Below are 901 nucleotides of genomic sequence, written 5' to 3'. Positions count from 1 at the left end.
GGTGTAGGGCGCGCCTGGGGTCGGGCTGCGTGGGCCGGAGGCGATCAGGCCGAAGCCGCGCAAATTGCCGATCAGGTCGCGGCTGATTTCCTTGCCGAACAAGGAGGACAGTTCGGCACGGGTGATCGGCTGGAAGTAGGCGATCGTCAACAGCACGAGCACCTCCGGCTGCGAAAGGTTTTTTTGCTCTTGCTCGTCCGTGCCTAACGCTGCGCGAATGGCATCACCGTAGGCCGGCCGCGTCAGGTGCCGAAAACCGCCGGCGACCGCGACCAGGTCGTAAGGACGGCCGCGCAGTTCCTCGCGGATGTCATCAATGAGGAGGTCGAGGTTGCAACTGGCGCCAATCACTTGCGCGAGCACACTACGTGTGACCGGCTCGCTGGCGGCGAAGACCGTCGCCTCGACGCGGTTCATCCACTCCCGCCAGCGAACCTCCGCCGGCAGGTGGTCGAGATCGCGATCGAACAAATGGTCATTTGAACGACGGTCGCCTGATCGATGGTCATCCGACCGGCCCCGCCCTCGCCTCTTGCGGTCCGCTTCAGCCATTTGCTAAAGCCCGTAGATGCGGAACGTGGTGCGGCCGGACAGCTCGCGCACGGCGCCGAGATCGACCAATCGGTCGAACAGCCGCCGCAGGCCGCGGTCGCTCATCCCGGTCCTTTTGTCCCCGCGCGAGGCAACGAGCGCATCGTCGTTCAGCAAATGATCGACGACATGGTCCGCCCCCTTTGCCCGCAGTTTCGGAGCGACACCGAACAGCCGATCCGCACGGCGCCCGAGCTCGGCGGAAAGATCGATGGCGCGCAGCGCGGCGCGCGCCTGAGCCACGAGCAGGCCCTGCACCCTCTCCCCGCCTGGCGCCTGGTCGCTTTCCGTCAGACTGGTTGTTCTCACT

2 protein-coding genes are annotated in these 901 nt (G+C 65.7%); both read right to left on the bottom strand.

Annotated features, from left to right (window positions below; genetic code table 11):
- A partial coding sequence (locus tag EOC06_RS35555) for an SMC-Scp complex subunit ScpB (RefSeq protein WP_164898944.1) occupies positions 1 to 552 on the bottom strand: 552 nt, incomplete at its 3' end.
- Positions 553 to 555: 3 nt separating this feature from the next.
- Positions 556 to 901, bottom strand: a 346-nt coding sequence (locus EOC06_RS44420) for a DUF1403 family protein (RefSeq protein WP_245470365.1), incomplete at its 5' end; no start/stop codon positions are given.

Source organism: Mesorhizobium sp. M7A.F.Ca.MR.362.00.0.0, assembly GCF_004023175.1.
In the GTDB taxonomy this organism is placed as follows: domain Bacteria; phylum Pseudomonadota; class Alphaproteobacteria; order Rhizobiales; family Rhizobiaceae; genus Mesorhizobium.
This window is presented reverse-complemented; position numbering and strand designations above follow the sequence as displayed.